The 17596-nt window shown below is 39.2% G+C and carries 15 protein-coding genes; 1 reads left to right on the forward strand and 14 read right to left on the reverse strand.

Features of this window, described 5'->3' with window-relative positions:
* Positions 1–105: 105 nt before the first annotated feature.
* The 3 genes from WC724_01985 to WC724_01995 all read right to left on the reverse strand — a co-directional run bounded on the left by WC724_01985 (position 106) and on the right by WC724_01995 (position 3225).
* On the reverse strand, positions 106–1494 hold the full coding sequence (locus WC724_01985; GenBank protein ID MFA6077769.1) for a hypothetical protein: 1389 nt from the start codon (positions 1492–1494) through the stop codon (positions 106–108).
* Positions 1495–1647: 153 nt separating this feature from the next.
* On the reverse strand, positions 1648–2292 hold the full coding sequence (locus WC724_01990) for a 50S ribosomal protein L25 (protein MFA6077770.1): 645 nt from the start codon (positions 2290–2292) through the stop codon (positions 1648–1650).
* Between the two features lie 66 nt (positions 2293–2358).
* Positions 2359–3225 carry a class II fructose-bisphosphate aldolase gene (locus WC724_01995; GenBank protein MFA6077771.1) on the reverse strand — a complete coding sequence of 289 codons (867 nt, stop codon included), beginning with the start codon at positions 3223–3225 and terminating at the stop codon, positions 2359–2361.
* Between the two features lie 49 nt (positions 3226–3274).
* Between WC724_01995 and WC724_02000 the strand changes: the two genes are divergently transcribed.
* Positions 3275–4261 (forward strand): carbohydrate kinase family protein, encoded by a 987-nt coding sequence (locus WC724_02000; protein MFA6077772.1) that lies wholly within the window; start codon positions 3275–3277, stop codon positions 4259–4261.
* An 8-nt stretch (positions 4262–4269) separates the two neighbouring features.
* Here WC724_02000 and WC724_02005 read toward each other — a convergent pair whose 3' ends face one another.
* From WC724_02005 to WC724_02055, 11 genes are all read right to left on the reverse strand, one after another.
* Positions 4270–5283 (reverse strand): transketolase C-terminal domain-containing protein, encoded by a 1014-nt coding sequence (locus tag WC724_02005; GenBank protein MFA6077773.1) that lies wholly within the window; start codon positions 5281–5283, stop codon positions 4270–4272.
* 3 nt (positions 5284–5286) lie between these two features.
* Entirely contained in the window at positions 5287–6150 is an 864-nt protein-coding gene (locus tag WC724_02010; protein ID MFA6077774.1) for a transketolase, read from the reverse strand.
* A complete protein-coding gene (locus WC724_02015; protein ID MFA6077775.1) occupies positions 6140–6817 on the reverse strand; it encodes a hypothetical protein in 678 nt (225 codons plus the stop codon). Before WC724_02015 ends, WC724_02010 begins: the two co-directional genes overlap by 11 nt.
* A gap of 13 nt (positions 6818–6830) precedes the next feature.
* Complete coding sequence (locus WC724_02020; GenBank protein MFA6077776.1) at positions 6831–7202, reverse strand: four helix bundle protein; 372 nt, start codon at positions 7200–7202, stop codon at positions 6831–6833.
* Between the two features lie 31 nt (positions 7203–7233).
* A complete protein-coding gene (locus WC724_02025; protein MFA6077777.1) occupies positions 7234–7686 on the reverse strand; it encodes an RpiB/LacA/LacB family sugar-phosphate isomerase in 453 nt (150 codons plus the stop codon).
* A 49-nt stretch (positions 7687–7735) separates the two neighbouring features.
* Positions 7736–8083 carry a four helix bundle protein gene (locus tag WC724_02030; protein ID MFA6077778.1) on the reverse strand — a complete coding sequence of 116 codons (348 nt, stop codon included), beginning with the start codon at positions 8081–8083 and terminating at the stop codon, positions 7736–7738.
* 49 nt (positions 8084–8132) lie between these two features.
* A complete protein-coding gene (locus tag WC724_02035; GenBank protein MFA6077779.1) occupies positions 8133–9176 on the reverse strand; it encodes a glyceraldehyde 3-phosphate dehydrogenase NAD-binding domain-containing protein in 1044 nt (347 codons plus the stop codon).
* A 226-nt stretch (positions 9177–9402) separates the two neighbouring features.
* The gene (gene cas2, locus WC724_02040; protein ID MFA6077780.1) at positions 9403–9975 is read right to left on the reverse strand and encodes a CRISPR-associated endonuclease Cas2; all 573 of its coding nucleotides are present in this window, start codon (positions 9973–9975) and stop codon (positions 9403–9405) included.
* 139 nt (positions 9976–10114) lie between these two features.
* A complete protein-coding gene (locus WC724_02045) occupies positions 10115–12199 on the reverse strand; it encodes a LamG domain-containing protein (GenBank protein MFA6077781.1) in 2085 nt (694 codons plus the stop codon).
* A gap of 8 nt (positions 12200–12207) precedes the next feature.
* A complete protein-coding gene (locus WC724_02050) occupies positions 12208–14298 on the reverse strand; it encodes a LamG domain-containing protein (protein MFA6077782.1) in 2091 nt (696 codons plus the stop codon).
* An 8-nt stretch (positions 14299–14306) separates the two neighbouring features.
* Positions 14307–17582, reverse strand: a complete 3276-nt coding sequence (locus WC724_02055) for a LamG domain-containing protein (GenBank protein MFA6077783.1) — start codon at positions 17580–17582, stop codon at positions 14307–14309.
* Positions 17583–17596: the final 14 nt, after the last annotated feature.

The raw sequence follows: 17596 nt of genomic DNA on the forward strand, positions 1-17596 counted from the left end.
AAAATGCACGCCTAATTTTCTGCTGAAAATTGGCTATACTCACGCCGGTCGCGTTCCGTAATGCATTTTAAAAATAGATAAAGGGGGTATTTATTCAAAAGCAAATCAAACCCCTTTCAAAAACTCAATATTAGCTTGGATAGTTTCTGCTTTTTGTAAAACCTGCGTGCCATAAAAAGTGTTAACTGGTTTTCTGTTGTCACAACTTCTACCAGAATAATACCTACACGCCGCATTTCTTTCCGCGGTATAACTTCCACTCACGGCTCCAAGATCAGAGAGATATATCGCTGTTGCTATAAACGAATGTTCTGGATTCCAAGGATTTGCTTCATTTTGAGAAACACCAACCGAGCTCGCTATTCGTTTTTTAAAAATTTCCCAAGTTGATGGAATAAATTGTGAAGGTCCCATTCCCCCACCATAACCACGCGATGATGACCACTTCGCTGCTGGTGGACACGAAATGGGAGTAACCTTCCAGTCCATTCCGAGTCTATTGGTAATATCTTTAAATGGCTCTGTGTCTCTAGGGGACTTCATGACTTTCTCGAAAATCGTTCCAGTATTTTTTCCAACACCATCACCTGTATCAATACTAGACAAAATACATGATCCAACATTTTTACCTAAGTCAGATTCCTGAGTAAGAATCGCCAAAATAAGCGCAGGTCGTATACCAGTTTTACTTCCAGCCAAAGTTGCGTATTCAAGTGCTTTCGCGAAAGAGATTCCATCTGTGTCACGAAGCTTAAACAACGCAGCCCTGATTTGAGCTGCCCTAGCTTGCCTTTCACTTAGCACAGCTTGATAACCGCTTGCTTCACTTTTTGTAGCCGCTAAAAGCTTCTTTTTTTCTGCTTCCGTTTGCGCAATGGTCTTCTTTTTTACCTCAACAACATATTTAGCGTCTGCTTCCTCATTTTTCTTTTGGTCCAATCTTTTACGCTCTTCCTCTGTTGTTGCCTTAACCTCTCTAACAAGAGTGAAGTGCTGTCTCATTTCATTTTTTATTGAACTAAACGAATCAATGTCCTGAAAGAACTCGGAAAGGTTCCTGTTGGACAACATAACTTCAACCACAGACTCTTCGTCTATCTCGTTTGTTTTTCTGATAATTTGCGCCAACGACTGACGCCCGTCGTCAAGTTTAACCTCAAGGTCTTTTATTTTTTTACTCTTCTCGTTAATCTGTTTTCCGAGCTGAGAAATAGCTAGATTTTTTTGCCTGATCATTAATTCTGCCTCTCTTATTTTAGCCGTGAGGATAGTGACGTCTCCCTGAATAGTATTCGCCTTTTTACGCGTCTCGTCTAAAACCATCTGCCATGTATTAATTTCTTTTTGAAGTGCGTCGTATTCCGCTTGAAGCTTTGCTTCTTGCTGATTGATAACATCTGCTGTTTGAGCATTAGCGCCCAGAGAAAAAAGTACCGAAAAAGATGTCGCCAAAAATACGACTAGGAATATTTTAAAAGGATGGCGAAGTATCATAATAGCTAAAAAGAAAAACTGGTGTATTGATTTCAGGAAAATTACACCATCTATATATTCTATCTTACTGAATACTTTCAAGCCACACGACGAAAAAATTAAAAAACAGAATGATTTGGCATTCTGTTTTTTGTGTTTACTTTGTAGATTGTCCTATTTTTCCTCTTCTTCTGCTCCGGACTCTTCTTTCTTACCTTTCTTTTCAACTTCAATTGCAGAAAGGTCAATTGCTGCAACCGGTGCCTCTTCTTCTTTGGCTGCTTCTGATACCAAAGCAACGATTTCGTCACCTTTTGTTAAGACGGTAACACCTTTTGGCATTTTAATGTCACTAACGGTAACGTGTCCGTCAATCGCAACAATAGAGGAAACATCAACAACAATGTTGTGTGGTAAATCTTGTGGTAGAGCTTCAACCTCAATTTCGTGAAGAACCTTAACCAATATTCCACCAAAATCTTTAACTGCTGGAGAAACCCCTTCAAACTCTAGAGGAACTTCAATCTGGGTCTTTTTATCTTTTTCAACAACATAAAAATCAACATGAATAGGCTCGTGGCGGATTGGGTCATACTGCACTTCGTGAACCAAAACATCAGTATTGCCATTTGATCCAGTTAGACGCACAAGTGATGATTCCCCTGCTTCTTTTAGTACTTTTTTAAACTGAACAGTATCAACAGAAAATGAAGTTGATTTTGCTTTTGGTCCGTAAAATACAGCGGGAATACGCCCGTTTTTTCGTACGGTGGCAAGATTTGCCTTCATGTCTCGTTCTTCTATTGCTAGTTCAAACATGGCGGACATTATACACAACCAAATAAAATTGTGAAGTCTTTGTAAGACAACACTTTTTTAAAGATATTAAACACCACTAAACATTAAAATATATCTTTTTACAAAATCCTTTAGGTCGTCAACCACAGCAGAGTCGTATTTATATGGAGCAACCTGATTCTCCTCAATACTTTTATCAACAGCCTCTTTGGTTGATTTTTGATACAGCACTCTCATCTCTGTACTTATATGGACAATTCTTATACCGGCACGAATAGCCTCCTTAAAATCTTCTTCTGAAATACCAGAACCACCGTGTAAGACTAGCGGTGTGTTAATTTTATTTTTTATATCTCTAATAGAAGAGATACTAAGAGCTGGGTTGCCAATACCTTTAATAAAACCGTGAATGTTGCCGACTGACGGTGCAAATAAATCAATTCCCGTGGAGTTTACAAAACTCTCTGCTTCCTCTGGCTTTGTAAAATTCTTAAGGTCAATTCCTTCTGGAACTGTATCAATAACCTGTGAGGACATTCCGATATATCCAATCTCTGCTTCAATAAGAACATCTTTACCGCTCGCCTTAGCGTAATCAACACACTGCTTAGTAATTTGAGTATTATCTCCAAGTAAAAGTTTTGCTCCGTCAAAAATAACAGCGTCAAAACCAGCATCGATTGCTTCTTTAACGCGCTCAAATGAATAGGAGTGGTCTGCATTTAAAAAGATTGGAAAATCATGTTCTTCGCGCAAACTACGCACTAAAGCGACAATTTGCTCCACTCCAATATAATCCCTCTCCCCCTCAGAAACACCAACAATAACCGGCTGATTTAGCTCTTTTGCGGCCTCAAAAACGCCTTTTAGCATCTCCAGATTTGAGACATTGAAGTGCCCAATCGCAACACCCTTCTCGTCAGCCTCCTTAATAACCTCTCTTAATGATTTCATTTGAAAATATTATACCACGTGCTTCGAAAGCGTGTTAAAATATGTTTGTATGAGTTTTGACATCATTGCAATTGGAGATACGGTCATCGACGATTTCATTCGCCTCGACGATTCTTCTGGCGGTTCTGTTAACGAAGAAAAAAATCTTCTTTGTATACCATTTCGAAATAAGGTTCCTTTTGAGTTTTCAAAACTAGTCTCTGCTGTTGGCAATAGTCCAAACGCGGCCGTTGCCGCATCTAGACTCGGATTGAAGTCGGCCATAGTGACAAACGTTGGACATGATGCCAACGGAAAATTGTGTATTGATACACTTCGAAAAGAATTGGTCTCAACAGATTTTGTGCGTCAACATGATGGTAAAAAAACAAACTATCACTACGTTTTGTGGTTTCAAAATGATCGCACCATTTTAATAAAACACGAAAATTTCCCATACGAACTACCTCACTTTGAAAACCCAAAATGGCTTTATCTAAGTTCTCTTGGGGAACACTCTCTGTCTTTCCATGAAACTATAGCTGAATATTGTGCCGAGAACCCGCGCGTTAAACTCGCCTTTCAGCCAGGCACATATCAAATGAAATTTGGACGCGAATCACTTCGTCATATATATGCACGAACAGATTTTTTTATCTGTAACATAGAAGAAGCACAGCTCATACTAAACACTAACGAAAAAGACCCGAAGAAATTACTTGGAATGATGCGTGCGCTCGGACCAAAAATTGTTGTCCTAACAGATGGACCAAATGGCGCATATCTGTCGCACGCCGAAGACAATTGGTTTATTCCGCTTTATCCCGATCATCGTCCTGCTTACGAACGCACTGGCGCAGGAGATGCTTTCGCTTCTACGTTTGTTTCCGCACTCGCTTTAGGTAAAAGCCCTGTTGAAGCATTCACGTGGGCACCGGTAAATTCCATGTCTGTTGTACAAAAAATCGGCGCGCAAGAAGGACTTCTTTCTCGCGAAAAGCTTGAGGAATTATTAAAAGCTGCCTCCCCGGCAGAATATCTTCCCAAAAAAATCTAGTTTTAAAATTACGATTTCAAAAGACGAGCGAGCGAAAGAACCTCGTTGGCCGCTTTTTTGATTGAACCAACTCCCATTTCGTAATGTTCTATAAGCTCTTCTGGCTTACCAGATTGTCCAAATAAGTCTTTAACGCCAACGAATTTTATGGGTGTCGGCAATTCCGAAGACAAAAGTTCTGAAATAACACTTCCCATTCCTCCCGCAATTTGGTGTTCCTCTACTGTAACAATTGCGTGATATTTGCGAGCAAAATTTAACACAGCTTCTTTATCGAGAGGTTTTATTGTCGCAAGATTCATAACCCCAACAGAAATTCCTTCTGTCTCAAGTTCACGCGCAGAAACAAGAGCTTTGTGAACAAGTGCTCCCGTAGCAATGATTCCAACTTTTTTATCATAAGAATTTTCCGTCTCGTAAAACACCTGCGCTTTACCAATTTCAAACGGAGTATCATCTCCCGTAATGATTGGAGTTTTTTCTCTTGCAAGACGAATATAAACTGGACCATTAAATTTTGCAGCAGCAATTGTCGCTTTCTTCGCTTCAATAGAATCACACGGAACAAGTACTGTCATTCTTGGAATAACACGAGTCAAAGCAATATCCTCAACAGCCTGATGAGTTCCACCATCTGGACCAACAGAAATTCCCGCATGAGAGCCAACTATTTTGGCATTAACATTGTTATAGCAAATAGTCGTGCGAATCTGCTCCCAATTTCTTCCAGGAGAAAACATCGCGTATGACGTAAAGAACGGAATCTTTCCCATTACTGCCATTCCCGAGGCAACTGCCGCCAAATTTTGCTCAGCTACACCCATTTCAATAAATCGTGCAGGAAATCTCTCTTTAAACAGATGCATTTGTGTTGATTCTGTAAGATCAGCGCACAATCCAACAACTCTGTCATCTTGTGTTCCAGCAATTAACAATCCTTCACCAAAACCCTTTCGTATTGGTAGCTGTTCAACGTCAACATCGAAAAGTTTTGGATTTAATTTTATATCTTTGTTTAACATATTCTAATGTGCTTCACTTTCAATTTGTCCGTGTAAAGTGCGGAGTTCTTTTAAAGCCTGTGCTCCTTGCTCTTTATTTGGGGTAACGCCATGCCACCTAAAATCACGCTCAAACTCTGGTACTCCTTTTCCTGGAATTGTGTGCGCAATAATAACTGATGGTTTTTCAAAAATCGCACGAGCCTGTTCTACCGCCTCAATAATTCCCTGAAAATTATGTCCGTCTATTTCTTGCACGTGCCAACCAAATGATTCCCATTTTTCGTGAAGTGGTTCAAGGGGCATAATGTCTTCCGTAAATCCGTCTATTTGAATGTTATTTCTATCTATAATTGCTATAACATTACGGAGTTTTTCTTTACCAGCAAGCATTATAGCCTCCCAGTTTTCACCAGCATCAAGCTCCCCATCGCCCAATAAGCAGTAAAAAAAGTGTGGAGTGGAACGACCATGGTCTATTCTATCGGCAAGAGCCATACCGACCGTTTGTGAAAGTCCTGAACCAAGCGGTCCAGATGACGTTTCTACAAATGGAAGCCATTCACGGTGTGGATGACCCTGCAGTCGAGACCCAAACTTTCGAAGTGTTTTTAATTCCTCCACTGGAAAGTATCCAGCGTGAGCGAGTGTCGCATAAAGTACAGGACAAATGTGTCCGTTTGAAAGTATTAACCTATCGCGTTCATCCCAGTTGGGTCGCTTCGGGTCGTGCTGTAAAAAATGAAAATAGGCAGCAGTAAAAATGTCTGTCATACCAAGCGGTCCAGCTGTATGACCAGAACCAGCCTCCATAAGCATACCAATAATAGACTGGCGAATTTCATTCGCCTTAAGTTCTAAAAATTTAATTTCTTTGTCAGATAGCATTGTTTGCTGTGTTATAAAGATCTCCTATTGCACCGTGAGTATTTTCATTTTTAAATATCGCAGATCCAGCAACCAAACGATTAGCGCCCGCGTTTACAAGATCTGAAACATTACTCATTCCCACTCCACCATCAACACTTATTATAACATCAGGAAATTTTTTTCTAAATGAGGATATCTTTTCAATAACCCTTTTATCAAATGGTTCACCTTGAAGACCTATTGTCGCAATACCCATAAACTGAACAAAATCTATATCGGTAATAAATTTTTCCAAAACTTCATTGGGTGTATCAATATTTAAAGCTAAACCAACTTCTAAATCTTTTTCTTTCGCAAGTGCAATCGCTTCACTTATTAATTCTGTACTTTCAACATGGAGTATTATTCTCGAAGCACCAATCATTACAAACCGGTCAATTTCTTTTTCGGGATTTTTAATCATCAAATCAAATTCGTAATCAATTTCTTCCCAGTTTGGTAATCCTTCGAATTCAAACTCAAACGCTTTGGCATCAAAAGAAATATACGGCCATGTTTTACCACGAACAAAAATTCCATCCATCACATCAATTTGCACCCATGGAGCAGAACCAACAACACGCGAAATGTGTTCTTCTAAATCGTTTAAACTTCGTGGCATTACCGCCGGAATAATTTCAATCATAGTGGATTAGCGATTAGGCTTTAGGTGTTAGCTTATTAATACTAGAGATTAAACCATTCAACATTTTCATAACTTCATTGAGTAACTGCTCTACATCAGAATAATCTAGATTGGATGTTTTAGGAAGTTTCTTAGCCAGCTCAACTTGAGTTTCTAGTTCCCCACCAGAACCAAAAGCAATCAATAAAAAATGTCTAAATTCTTTACTACCGCCCCTAAGTTTTCCTTCAGCAATATTTGAAGGGATAGACACGACTGCCCGCCTCATTTGCGAAGTAAGCCCGTAAATCTCCTCTTTAGGAAAATTCTCCGTTAAACAGTACACCTTTACAGCCAAGTCCATCGCCTTGCTCCAAACTAATAAATCCTTGTACGTTTTACTCATAATTACTAGTGCCTAGAGCCTAACTGACCAACTAATTATCTAGTTGGTCTAATTTGGCTATTCGCCTTTTGTGTCGTTCCTCACCAGAAAATTCGGTCTCAAGCCACATTTTAACAGCCTGTTTAGCTTCTTCTTCGCTGACAAAGCGCGCGCCGATAGAAAGAACGTTTGCGTCGTTATGTTCACGAGAAAGACGCACGATAGTGCCCGCACCACCATAATAAACAACTGCGCGAACCCCCTTAAAACGGTTGGCAACGATTGCCTCCCCTTGTCCAGAACCACCAAGGACAATCCCTTTAACTTCTCCTCCGCCATCCGCAACTTCTTTAGCTACTTCTGATACATGGTCGGGGTAATCGTCTTCTGGATCAAAAGAAAACGGTCCTTCGTCTGTTACTTCATACCCAAGGTCAATCAAAAACTGTAAAAGTTTTTCTTTCAAATCGTACCCTGCGTGATCAGAACCAATGAATATCTTCATAGAAAATTATAAATATTTAATTTCAAATTTTTAAATAATGTCATAATGTTTAATTTTTATCAGAACTGCTAAAAATTTTAGAAAAAATAAGCAATAATTCGTGGGATTCTTTCCAAAGATTCTTACACTCATTAATCTTATCACTATTAGCTTTAGATATCATTCTAATCCAATATTTTGTCTCGTTAGCTTCTTTCCTGCAAATACCCACCTTATTCCTAAAATCTTTTTTGGAACTTGCTTGATTTGCTTCCATGTAGTTGGCACCAATACTTGTAGCAGACCTAACAATCTGGTTAACAAATATCTTGTTTACTTCATTCTTTGTTAAAGAATTAACGAAATCTATAATTTTTTCTCCAAATTTCGCAGTTCTCTCCTCAAGATCGTAATTCATTTCGTTACCTTAATACATTATTTTGAAATTAAAAATTTGAAATTTAAAATTATACTATGTATGACGCCGCTTTAATTACGTGCTCAATAAGTGTTTTGGTATATCCCATCTCGTTGTCATACCAAGCAAGAACCTTCACTAAATTTCCATCAACAACTTTAGTAAACGACAAATCAGCAATTGATGCGCGGGTATCGCCAATAATGTCAGCGGAAACAAGTGGCTCTTCTGTTATTGCGAAAATTCCTTTCCATCTCAACTCTTGCGCACCCTTTTTTAGTACTTCGTTTACCTCTTCAACAGTTGTCTCTCGTTTTGAGATAAAAGTAATATCAACTAAAGAACCCGCAACCACAGGGACTCTGATAGCAATACCATCAAATTTTCCACTTAAACCTTTAATCGCTTTTGTCACCGCAACAGCCGCGCCGGTCGTTGAAGGAATAATATTTTGCGCGCCAGCGCGACCACGACGAAAATCTTTTACATCTGGTAAATCAACAATACTTTGTGTTGCCGTGTAAGCATGCACTGTGTTTAAAACTGCTTTTTCTATTCCGATTGCATCATCTAAAATTTGCATAACCGGACCACCGGCGTTTGTGGTGCATGAAGCATTTGAACTTACTTTGCAGGTTGATAACTCAACTTCGTTTACCCCCATAAGTACCGTTGCTCCATTTGGACCATTCTCTTCGCCATCTTTTGCTGGAGCAGAAATAACAACGCGCTTCGCGCCAGCATCAATATGCATTTTCGCTTTATCAAAGCTTTCAAATACTCCAGTTGATTCAACAACAACATCTATATTTAAATTTCCCCACGGAAGTTTGGCTGGTTCACGCTCTGCGAGTAATAGAATTTCTTTGCTTCCAATCTTTAAATATTTCTCACTTCCTTTTTCTACGATTTCAATCAATGTTCGCCCGCGACCATAAACAGTATCGTAACGCAAAAGATATGCGAGATTTTCCGCATCCCCTAAATCATTTATCGCAACAATAGTCATCCGCGAGTCATTAAGTGCCAACTTCAAAAAGGCTCGCCCAATTCTCCCAAAACCATTTATCGCTACTCGTACATTTTTATCCATATTGTTCTATATTATACAAAATTGCACACAAAATAAGAAGCAAATAAGGTGAATTTACTAGGTTTAATTTTACCTAAACAATATTCCATTTAATCTGTTATTTTTATTTACCCCATACGTACACTATAATCTTGCTATAGCAAGATTATAGTGTACGTATGGGTCTGTATTTAATTTATTTAACTTACTCAATTATCATTGACTACTTATCTGATTAACTAAAAAGTTAGCTTAATCCAAATTTTTCTTTCAAACTTTCGTCTTGTTCAATCTTGTCTACTATCATATAGAGCACTTCCCTACCTATCTTAAAATCGGCTTTCATTAAAACTATTAAATCTTCACAATCATACGGATACACCCAAACACTATCTTGAAGTTTAGTGAATCCAAAACCAATCAAAGTAAGTCGTAGTTTTTCACGTAAGGATTTTTTATTTTCTTTTAGATCGTAAATTATTACGCGCCATTTGCCATCCCATCGCTTTGGTTTAACAATCAAACCTTTGTCGTATTGTTTGTATAAATGATGTTCCCCTGCTGGTGTTAAACAAACAAAAGTTCCTCTATCTGTTTTTTCAAAACGAACCAAACCGCCCTTAATTAGACTGTCTATTGTTCTATTAACACGGTAATTTGTATTCTTTTTAATAACACCTAATTTATAGAGAGTGCCAACCGCGTTTGGTGCAAGTAAGGCCACACTTAATAACCCAGCACCTTTTATTGTATTTAAGACAATTTTTTGTATATTTTCTTTGCGACTTCTTTTCTTTGATTTTTCTTCAAGTTTTCCCATATACAACTTTCTTTTCTATAAGTATTTAAAAATTTACAGATAAATTATTACACTATAATATTGCTATAGCAAGATTATAGTGTACGTGTAGGAAAAGAAATATTGCAACTTTCCTTTTGGAGGCTTCGCCTCCAAGTGACTAACGGCCCATATTGTAGAGTTGCTTAACTTCTGTGTCAGATAACACTCTATTGTAAAGTCTATAATCATCCATTACCCCATCAAACCACCCTGGAGAATCCATCTGACAACAATCAGCAACAAATCTACCAAGTGTAAATTTATGAGAACCACCACTTGGGCTATATCCAGTGGTTGTTGTTTTTACCAATACTCCATTTTCATATAACTTATTCACCCCAGTTACTCCATCTCTAGTAAAAGATACGAGCAACCACCTACCGGCAACTGCGGTATTGGGAGAATCCGCAAACCCGTTTGCGTAAATGTTATAACTTAATTTACCAAGATGAAAACCTATTAATCCTGTGCTCCACCCAACACTCTCGTTCATATTATGAATAATTGTTCCACCAACCACTCTTGGTTTTACCCACACTGAAACCGAAAATGTGGCTGAGGCTTGCCCCAAAAAAGCCATTGCTGGAGTATTTAAATATGTACTAACACCATTAAACTTAAGTCCTTGTCCGAGCTTTCCAGTGGCAGGACTAGACGTAGTACTGAAAGAAACTAAAGTAGCGTTGTTCCCCTGCCCACTCCTGTCGTAAGCAGTGTTTGAGCCCCAACTTATATCACCTCCGTTTAAACTAAAAACATAAACCAATCCATTATTTAAAAAATTATTAGTTGAAGCATTTACTTGAGTCGCGTTTTGTTTATATAGTTGCTGAATTTCAGTTGCCGAAAGAGCGCGGTTGTATACACGTAATTCGTCAACTAAACCGTTGAAAAATTCACTTGTTGCTGCGTTATACGCACGAGTTCCTATTGCCCAATTATTATTAGCACAAGTTGTCGTGGTGTTTACAGAAGTACCAACAGAAACACCGTTTACAAAACCCTCCATTCCAGACGCACTATAAACCACGGCTACGTGTTGCCATTGATTAGCGACAATTGTTCCACCTAACGCATGATCATTTGTGGAATTTCGCCCACGTAACCCTGAACCAAAAATAACTATCCCATAATTAAAGCAACTACCACTTGCCCCCTTAGAGAAGATTGTGCCTTGTCCAACAACAGTATTTGGTTTTATCCACGCACTTAATGTCACATTGCCAGCCGTGCCAACATTAGGCAAAGCCGAGCCATTACCACTAAGATAAGTAGCGCCATTTAAGTTGACAGCCTTACCATTCTTACCCGCTACCCAAACCAAACTACTGGACGTTGTTGCCGCAGTATTTCCACTTCCACTCATATCATTTGCTTTAGAACCAGCGCCGTCGTTAAAAGGCCAATAACCAACCAATCCACTATTGCTTACAACTTTTGTTTGGGCCGAGCCAAATTGATAAAGAGTTTTTATTTCTGATGCAGATAAGGCTCGACTGTAAATTCTGACGTCATCAATAGAGCCGTTAAAATATCTTGACAAGCCTGCGTCTTTCCCAATGTTAAGCTCATTAGTATCAGTGGTATTAATAATTCCACCGGGAACAGCGGTATTACACTGAGTACCGTTAATGTATGCTGTTAAATTTGTGCCATTCCATGTAAGTGTGTACAAATTCCAGTTAGTTATTGGAACTGAGGGTGTGCAGGTTACTGCCACCCAGCCAGTAGTGTATATATAAAAATTAACAGAGGTAAGATTTTGAGCCGGATGTATTATGTACACATTTCTTTTACTTACAATAAAACCATAATCATTCCAAGTACCAGTGGCGCTTTTTGCCCATGCGGATACTGTTAAATTAATCGGATTTAGCGAGCTACTGTTGGCAACCCTTATATATGAACTGGAACCGTTAAAACTGAGGGCTTTACCGATTTTACCAGACGTCCATAATGGAGTACTCATAAACGTTCCCGTATTTCCATTCCCACTCATATCGTTAGCTTTTGTTCCAGCTCCATCATTAAGTGGCCAGTACCCGACAAGGCCACTATTACCTACAGATTTAACAGTTGCTGCAGAAGTGATAGAAAAATAAAAAGAAAAAAATAAAAACGCAAACACAAAAAATATCCCCTTTTTGGAGGTTGAGCCTCCAAAATTACAGTTTTTGTTTTTTTGTATGGAAAGATTTTTCATAAAATTTTCTAACGGCCCATGTTGTAGAGCTGTTTAAGTTCTGTTGCCGACAGCGCACGATTGTAAATTCGAACATCGTCAATTAAGCCAGAAAAATAATCTGGAAGATCCCACCTTTTGCCAATATTAATACCCGTACCGCTTGACTGTGGTGTTATCGGAGCATAAACAGATGTGGTGCTCGCGCCGTTTATGTATAGGGTTAATATATTGTTATCAAAAGTAATAGAAACGTGAGTCCACTTATTTATTGGCAGTGTTGATGCTCCTGTCTGATACCATCCGGCATTATATATACCTCCATAGACATTAGTTGTACCTGAGGTAAATGCAATTACGTAATTTACATAACTAGGATATTGGTCAGAAACAACGGCTGAATAACCTGTTTGATTCCCACTTGGGTTTACCCACGCCGCCACTGTAAATTTCGGAAGACTTATTGGAGCTGTTGTAATATATTGACCATTTCCATTGAACTTCATCCCTTGCCCAATTTTTCCAATAACAGGAGATGATGTGGTGCTCATACCAACTAAAGTCCCATCATTTCCATTTCCGCTTCTATCAAGAGCCTTGTTGGTTCTCCAATTCATATCCTTACCATCAAAAGACCACAACCCTACAAGCCCGCGAGTAAGCACATTATTTCTAGACGCATTTAAAATACTCTGACCGCCAGATTTATATAAATCTAAAATTTCAGAGACAGCTAAAGCACGGTTATAAATACGAAAATCATCCAACTTCCCAGCAAACGGGTATTGCACTCCACCACGCATCCCCATATAAAAAGCGTCATTACCAAAATTATTCGTATTATTGTTGTTGTGTACTGCGTATGTTGCCGGCGTTTGTAAAACTCCGTCTATATAAAAACTAACTTCGTTGGTTGCCTTACTTTTATCTAAAATCGCGACATAATGATGCCAAACCCCAGCCGACGGGCGATTGTAGTATGGAATTGAATAGCCAACATTTCCCCTTAACCCAACTGCAAAGTATCCAGTATTATCATCTGGTCCAATAACCCACCCCGTGGTACTAACATTAAAATTTGGACTAGTTTCAGCGACAATACTAATACTATTATGGAACGAACTTTTATACATCCACCAAGAAACCGAGACAACATTTGTTCCACTTGAGTCGATTGATGGAACACTTACATAATTATTTGTCCCATTAAAATTTAGTGCATTTCCCAATTTACCAGTCGCCCATGTGAAGCTATTTACAAGAGAACCGTTATTTTTATTTCCAGAAGAATCCCCCATTTGAGTTCCTGTTCCTTCGTTCATCGGCCAATATCCCACCAAGCCACTTTTCCCAGAAACAGCGGACTTAATTAACACAGCCCCCCCTGCTTTATATAAATCTGAAATTTCAGAGGCCGATAATGCGCGATTATAGATACGTACTTCGTCAATCACCCCTTTAAATGGGTATCCAGTAGAAGAAAAACTTCCGATTTCAATACCACCACCAGAAATATTTATACTTCCTGTTGCCGCACAAGTTTGTTTCAAAACCCCATCGACATACACTCTCATATTTGTTCCGTCGTATGTTGATACCGCATGATGCCATACACCTTCAGACGGTTCTGTTGTCGCACAATCTTGCATAGCAGGATGTTCTATTCTCATCTTTAACCCGCCTTCAATAAACATCGAATAAGAGGTGTTCACTGTTGCTTTGTGAACCAGCCATTTGTTTGTACCACTGCCAACATCTTTTTTATACCAAGCAGAGAGTGTAATACTACTAGTAATATCAAAAATTGGTTTGTTGGGAACAGACACAGAACTATTTACACCGCCGAAATAAAGAGCCTTACCAAAACGTCCTTGTGTCCATGTTGCGTTCGAGACGGTTCCTGTATTTCCATTGCCTGAAATATCGCCTGTTTTAGTCCCTACACCATCATTAAAATTCCAATACCCCACCAATCCACTTTTACCAACATTTTTTATTGATGCAGAAAAAGTTACAAGTGGCACAGATATAAAAAACAAAACCAAACACGCAACCAGAATTTTGGAGGCTTCGCCTCCAAAATTCTGGTTTATGTTTTTTTGTGTATAAGTGTTTTTCATAAAATTTTCTAACGTCCTGAATTATACAATTGTTTTACTTCTGTCGCTGAAAGAGCCCGATTGTAATCACGAACGTCATCAATCTTCCCTTTAAACAATCTGAAATTGTTAGCACCGCCAATACTAAAGCCCCCGCCAGAGCCCATAACGCCAGGCACGTTTGCGGTGCCGATTTGTACACCATCCAAGTACACCCGGAGTGTAGTTTGGTCATATGTAAAGCCGAGGTGCATCCATGTATTTATTTTAATCCCCGCATTTGAGATGCTCACCCATTGTGGAGTATTAAATAAATATCCATAGATGTTCACTGTGCCGTTACCAATCTCGAATAAGAAATTCCCAGCAATCATTGCTATCTCACACGTGTTCGGAGACGACCCAGGACACGTCCCTAGAAAATACGGGTTGACCCAAGCGAAAACGCTGGCTGAACCGTTTGCAGGAGATCCGCTGATCGAGACGTAGCTATCACCGTTTAAATTAAGCCCTTGTCCAATCTTCCCAACGACAGGAGAAGAACTAGTGCTCATCCCGACAAGTGTTCCATCATTTCCATTTCCACTCCTATCAAGTGCTTTATTGGTGCCCCAATTCACATCTTTGCCATTAAAAGACCAAAGTCCAACAAGACCGTTTGTTAAAAAATTATTTTGAGACGTGTTTACTTGCGTTGCATTTTGTTTATACAGTTGTTGGATTTCAGCTACAGAAAGTGCACGGTTATAGATACGCAAATCATCCATTATTCCGTTAAAATAGCTACCAGAATAAAGCCCAATATTAAGTGCGTTGCCAGCCACTATTGAATTGCTTTGAGTAGAGCTGTCGTGTAATACACCATTAACGTAAATTTTAAAGTTGTTTGCCCCAGCATTTTTATCATAAGTTCCAACAACGTGATACCACTGATTTGTGTTAAGTACACCTGAGTCCACAGTAACAATTCCTGTCGTGGCTAAAACAAGTTGAAATCTCAAAATATTGGAGCTTGGCCAAACATAAATCCCATATGAACTTTTATCCACGATTGCACGCCAAGAAGCTGTTGGGTGCCAATCGGGAGATTTTACCCAAACAGAAATAGTAATTGTGTCGCTAAGATTTAAACTTGAACTAGATCCTGCTGTTGCATAATTAGTGGACCCATTAAAATTTAGCGCCTTTCCTAATTTTCCTGTTATCCACGAAGGGCTTCCTACAAGTGTCGCGGTATTTCCATTACCAGAAATATCTCCCGCTTTAGCTCCAGCCCCATCATTGAAATTCCAGTAGCCGACGAGACCTGATTTAGGTGGTGTTTTTATTGTCGTCTTCGGTGCGATTGATTGTAGAGAAAAATATTCTGTATTTTTTGTCATACCAGTAAGCTGTGCGTCGGTCAAAGCCCTAGGCCATATTTTTACATTTTTAACATTAATACTTTGATTAGCGTCTACTGTGCCGGAATTGGCAATATAAATATAAGATGGAGAACCAGCCCAATTTAAAGTTTTAGCATTTCCGGAAACAGCATCGGCACTCTTTGCCCCATTTTTAAAAGAAGAAAATGTTGTAAGATTATTCGCCAGACGCAACGCAATTTTTGTTGGAGTATTGTATGTAATTGAAAATGGGTTTGATGCCACATCCCAAACTGTCCCAAAATCAACAAGAAGCGAGAGGTTTGTTCCGCTATATCCACCAAAATTTATCATTGAATTGCTAGCATATGAACCAATTTGAATCGGCGACTTGCTTGGGTAAGAATCCCCATTGTTATTTTTTCTATTCATTTCTAAATAAAGAGAAAACGCTCGTTCTCCTATATTTCCAGACGTAGGATATGCAAGTAAGTCTCCCGACCTAGCTACTGAAGCTGACGTCGTTGGAATATAAGATGATTCAAATGGAGCAGATTCAATTTGAGCACCCCATACATAAATTCCAGAAGAACCATCGCCTAAATATGCGTCGGTGCTTACGTGAGTATCATCAACAGGACCAAAAACAACTGAAGTACTGTGAGAAGAAGGAATATCAAAACTACATCTATACCAACCATTACCAACACTTTGTATTGTTGGATTTAAATTTCCTGTCGCAGTAACAGTTGAAAGATTAAATGTTTGTTGTCCAGTATCGCCTCCGGCCCAAGACCAACCGCGTGCCTTCGTCCTACCAGCAGATTTCACATACACGGAAAAACGACGCAAAGTCCCAGCCGACGAAGCAATACTTTGCCCGCGACGATGTAGTGTTGTGTCTGCTGTTTCTACTAATTTTTCTGCCGTCATTGTTCCATTTGGCGCAACAACATTGTCTACAGAAACTGTTAACCCTTCAGCGTTATTACTCCACGCCGCGTTATCAAACTGTTCAGAATACAAAGCTAAATTTGTTCGCGCACCTTCTGCTAAATAACCACGCAAAGTATTTGTAGAAATTTTTGCACCAGTATTAGCGGTCACAACATTAGACAAAACTGTATTTCCATTTTGTCTATCAAAATATTTCACGCCATCAACATTTGCTCCATGGTATGGCGAGGAAAGCACTCCTTTAGAAACATAATCGGACGGATTTTGGTTTGATTGCCCAGTAACATTTTCGGCTTGAGCTCCCCACACATACGCCGTGGCACCGGCACCATTAGCTACATTCTCATCAATATAGATATAAAAATAATGATTATTACCAGAAACCAGGTTCGTAGCTGTTACAGAAAAACGTTGCCACGACGTGGACAGTGTCACTTGCTGACCAATGCGGGTGGCGCCAGCGCTGGTATCATAGATAAGAAGCTTCGCGTTTGTCGCAGTTCCCCCTTTAATCCACACGCTATATGTTACTGCTGTGCCATTAACAGCACCAGCATTCTGCACAACGCGCTGTCCACCAACCCCGGATGTAGTAAATAAATCTGCGGTATTTGTTCCAATAGGAGATGTTGTTTGATTTGCGGTAACAGTGAGCGATACAGGAGTCCAGGAAGTACTAAAATCTTCCGTAGAAGATAGTAAATTTTCAACTCTTCTCGCTCCCTCAAAACGCACTTCCCCGCTTTTCGCTTGCCTAAACAAATTTTCCCAATCTTGCACATACGCCGTGGAAGCTCTTGAAAATACTGGATTTCCTCTACCTGTCTGAAGAATTATAGAATTCGTTAGATTAGCCTCAAAACTTGGTTGAAGAGAAGCTTGAACTGTCGCGGCAGCAGACACAGCGACGGGTGAGGTAATAAAAATTAAAAACAAAAAACAATTAGTAATTAATTTTATTTTATTTTTAAAATTTATTTTCATGAATTTAAAATATT

Source organism: Candidatus Paceibacterota bacterium, from assembly GCA_041661305.1.
Taxonomy (GTDB): Bacteria; Patescibacteriota; Minisyncoccia; order Phycocordibacterales; family VMEP01; genus VMEP01.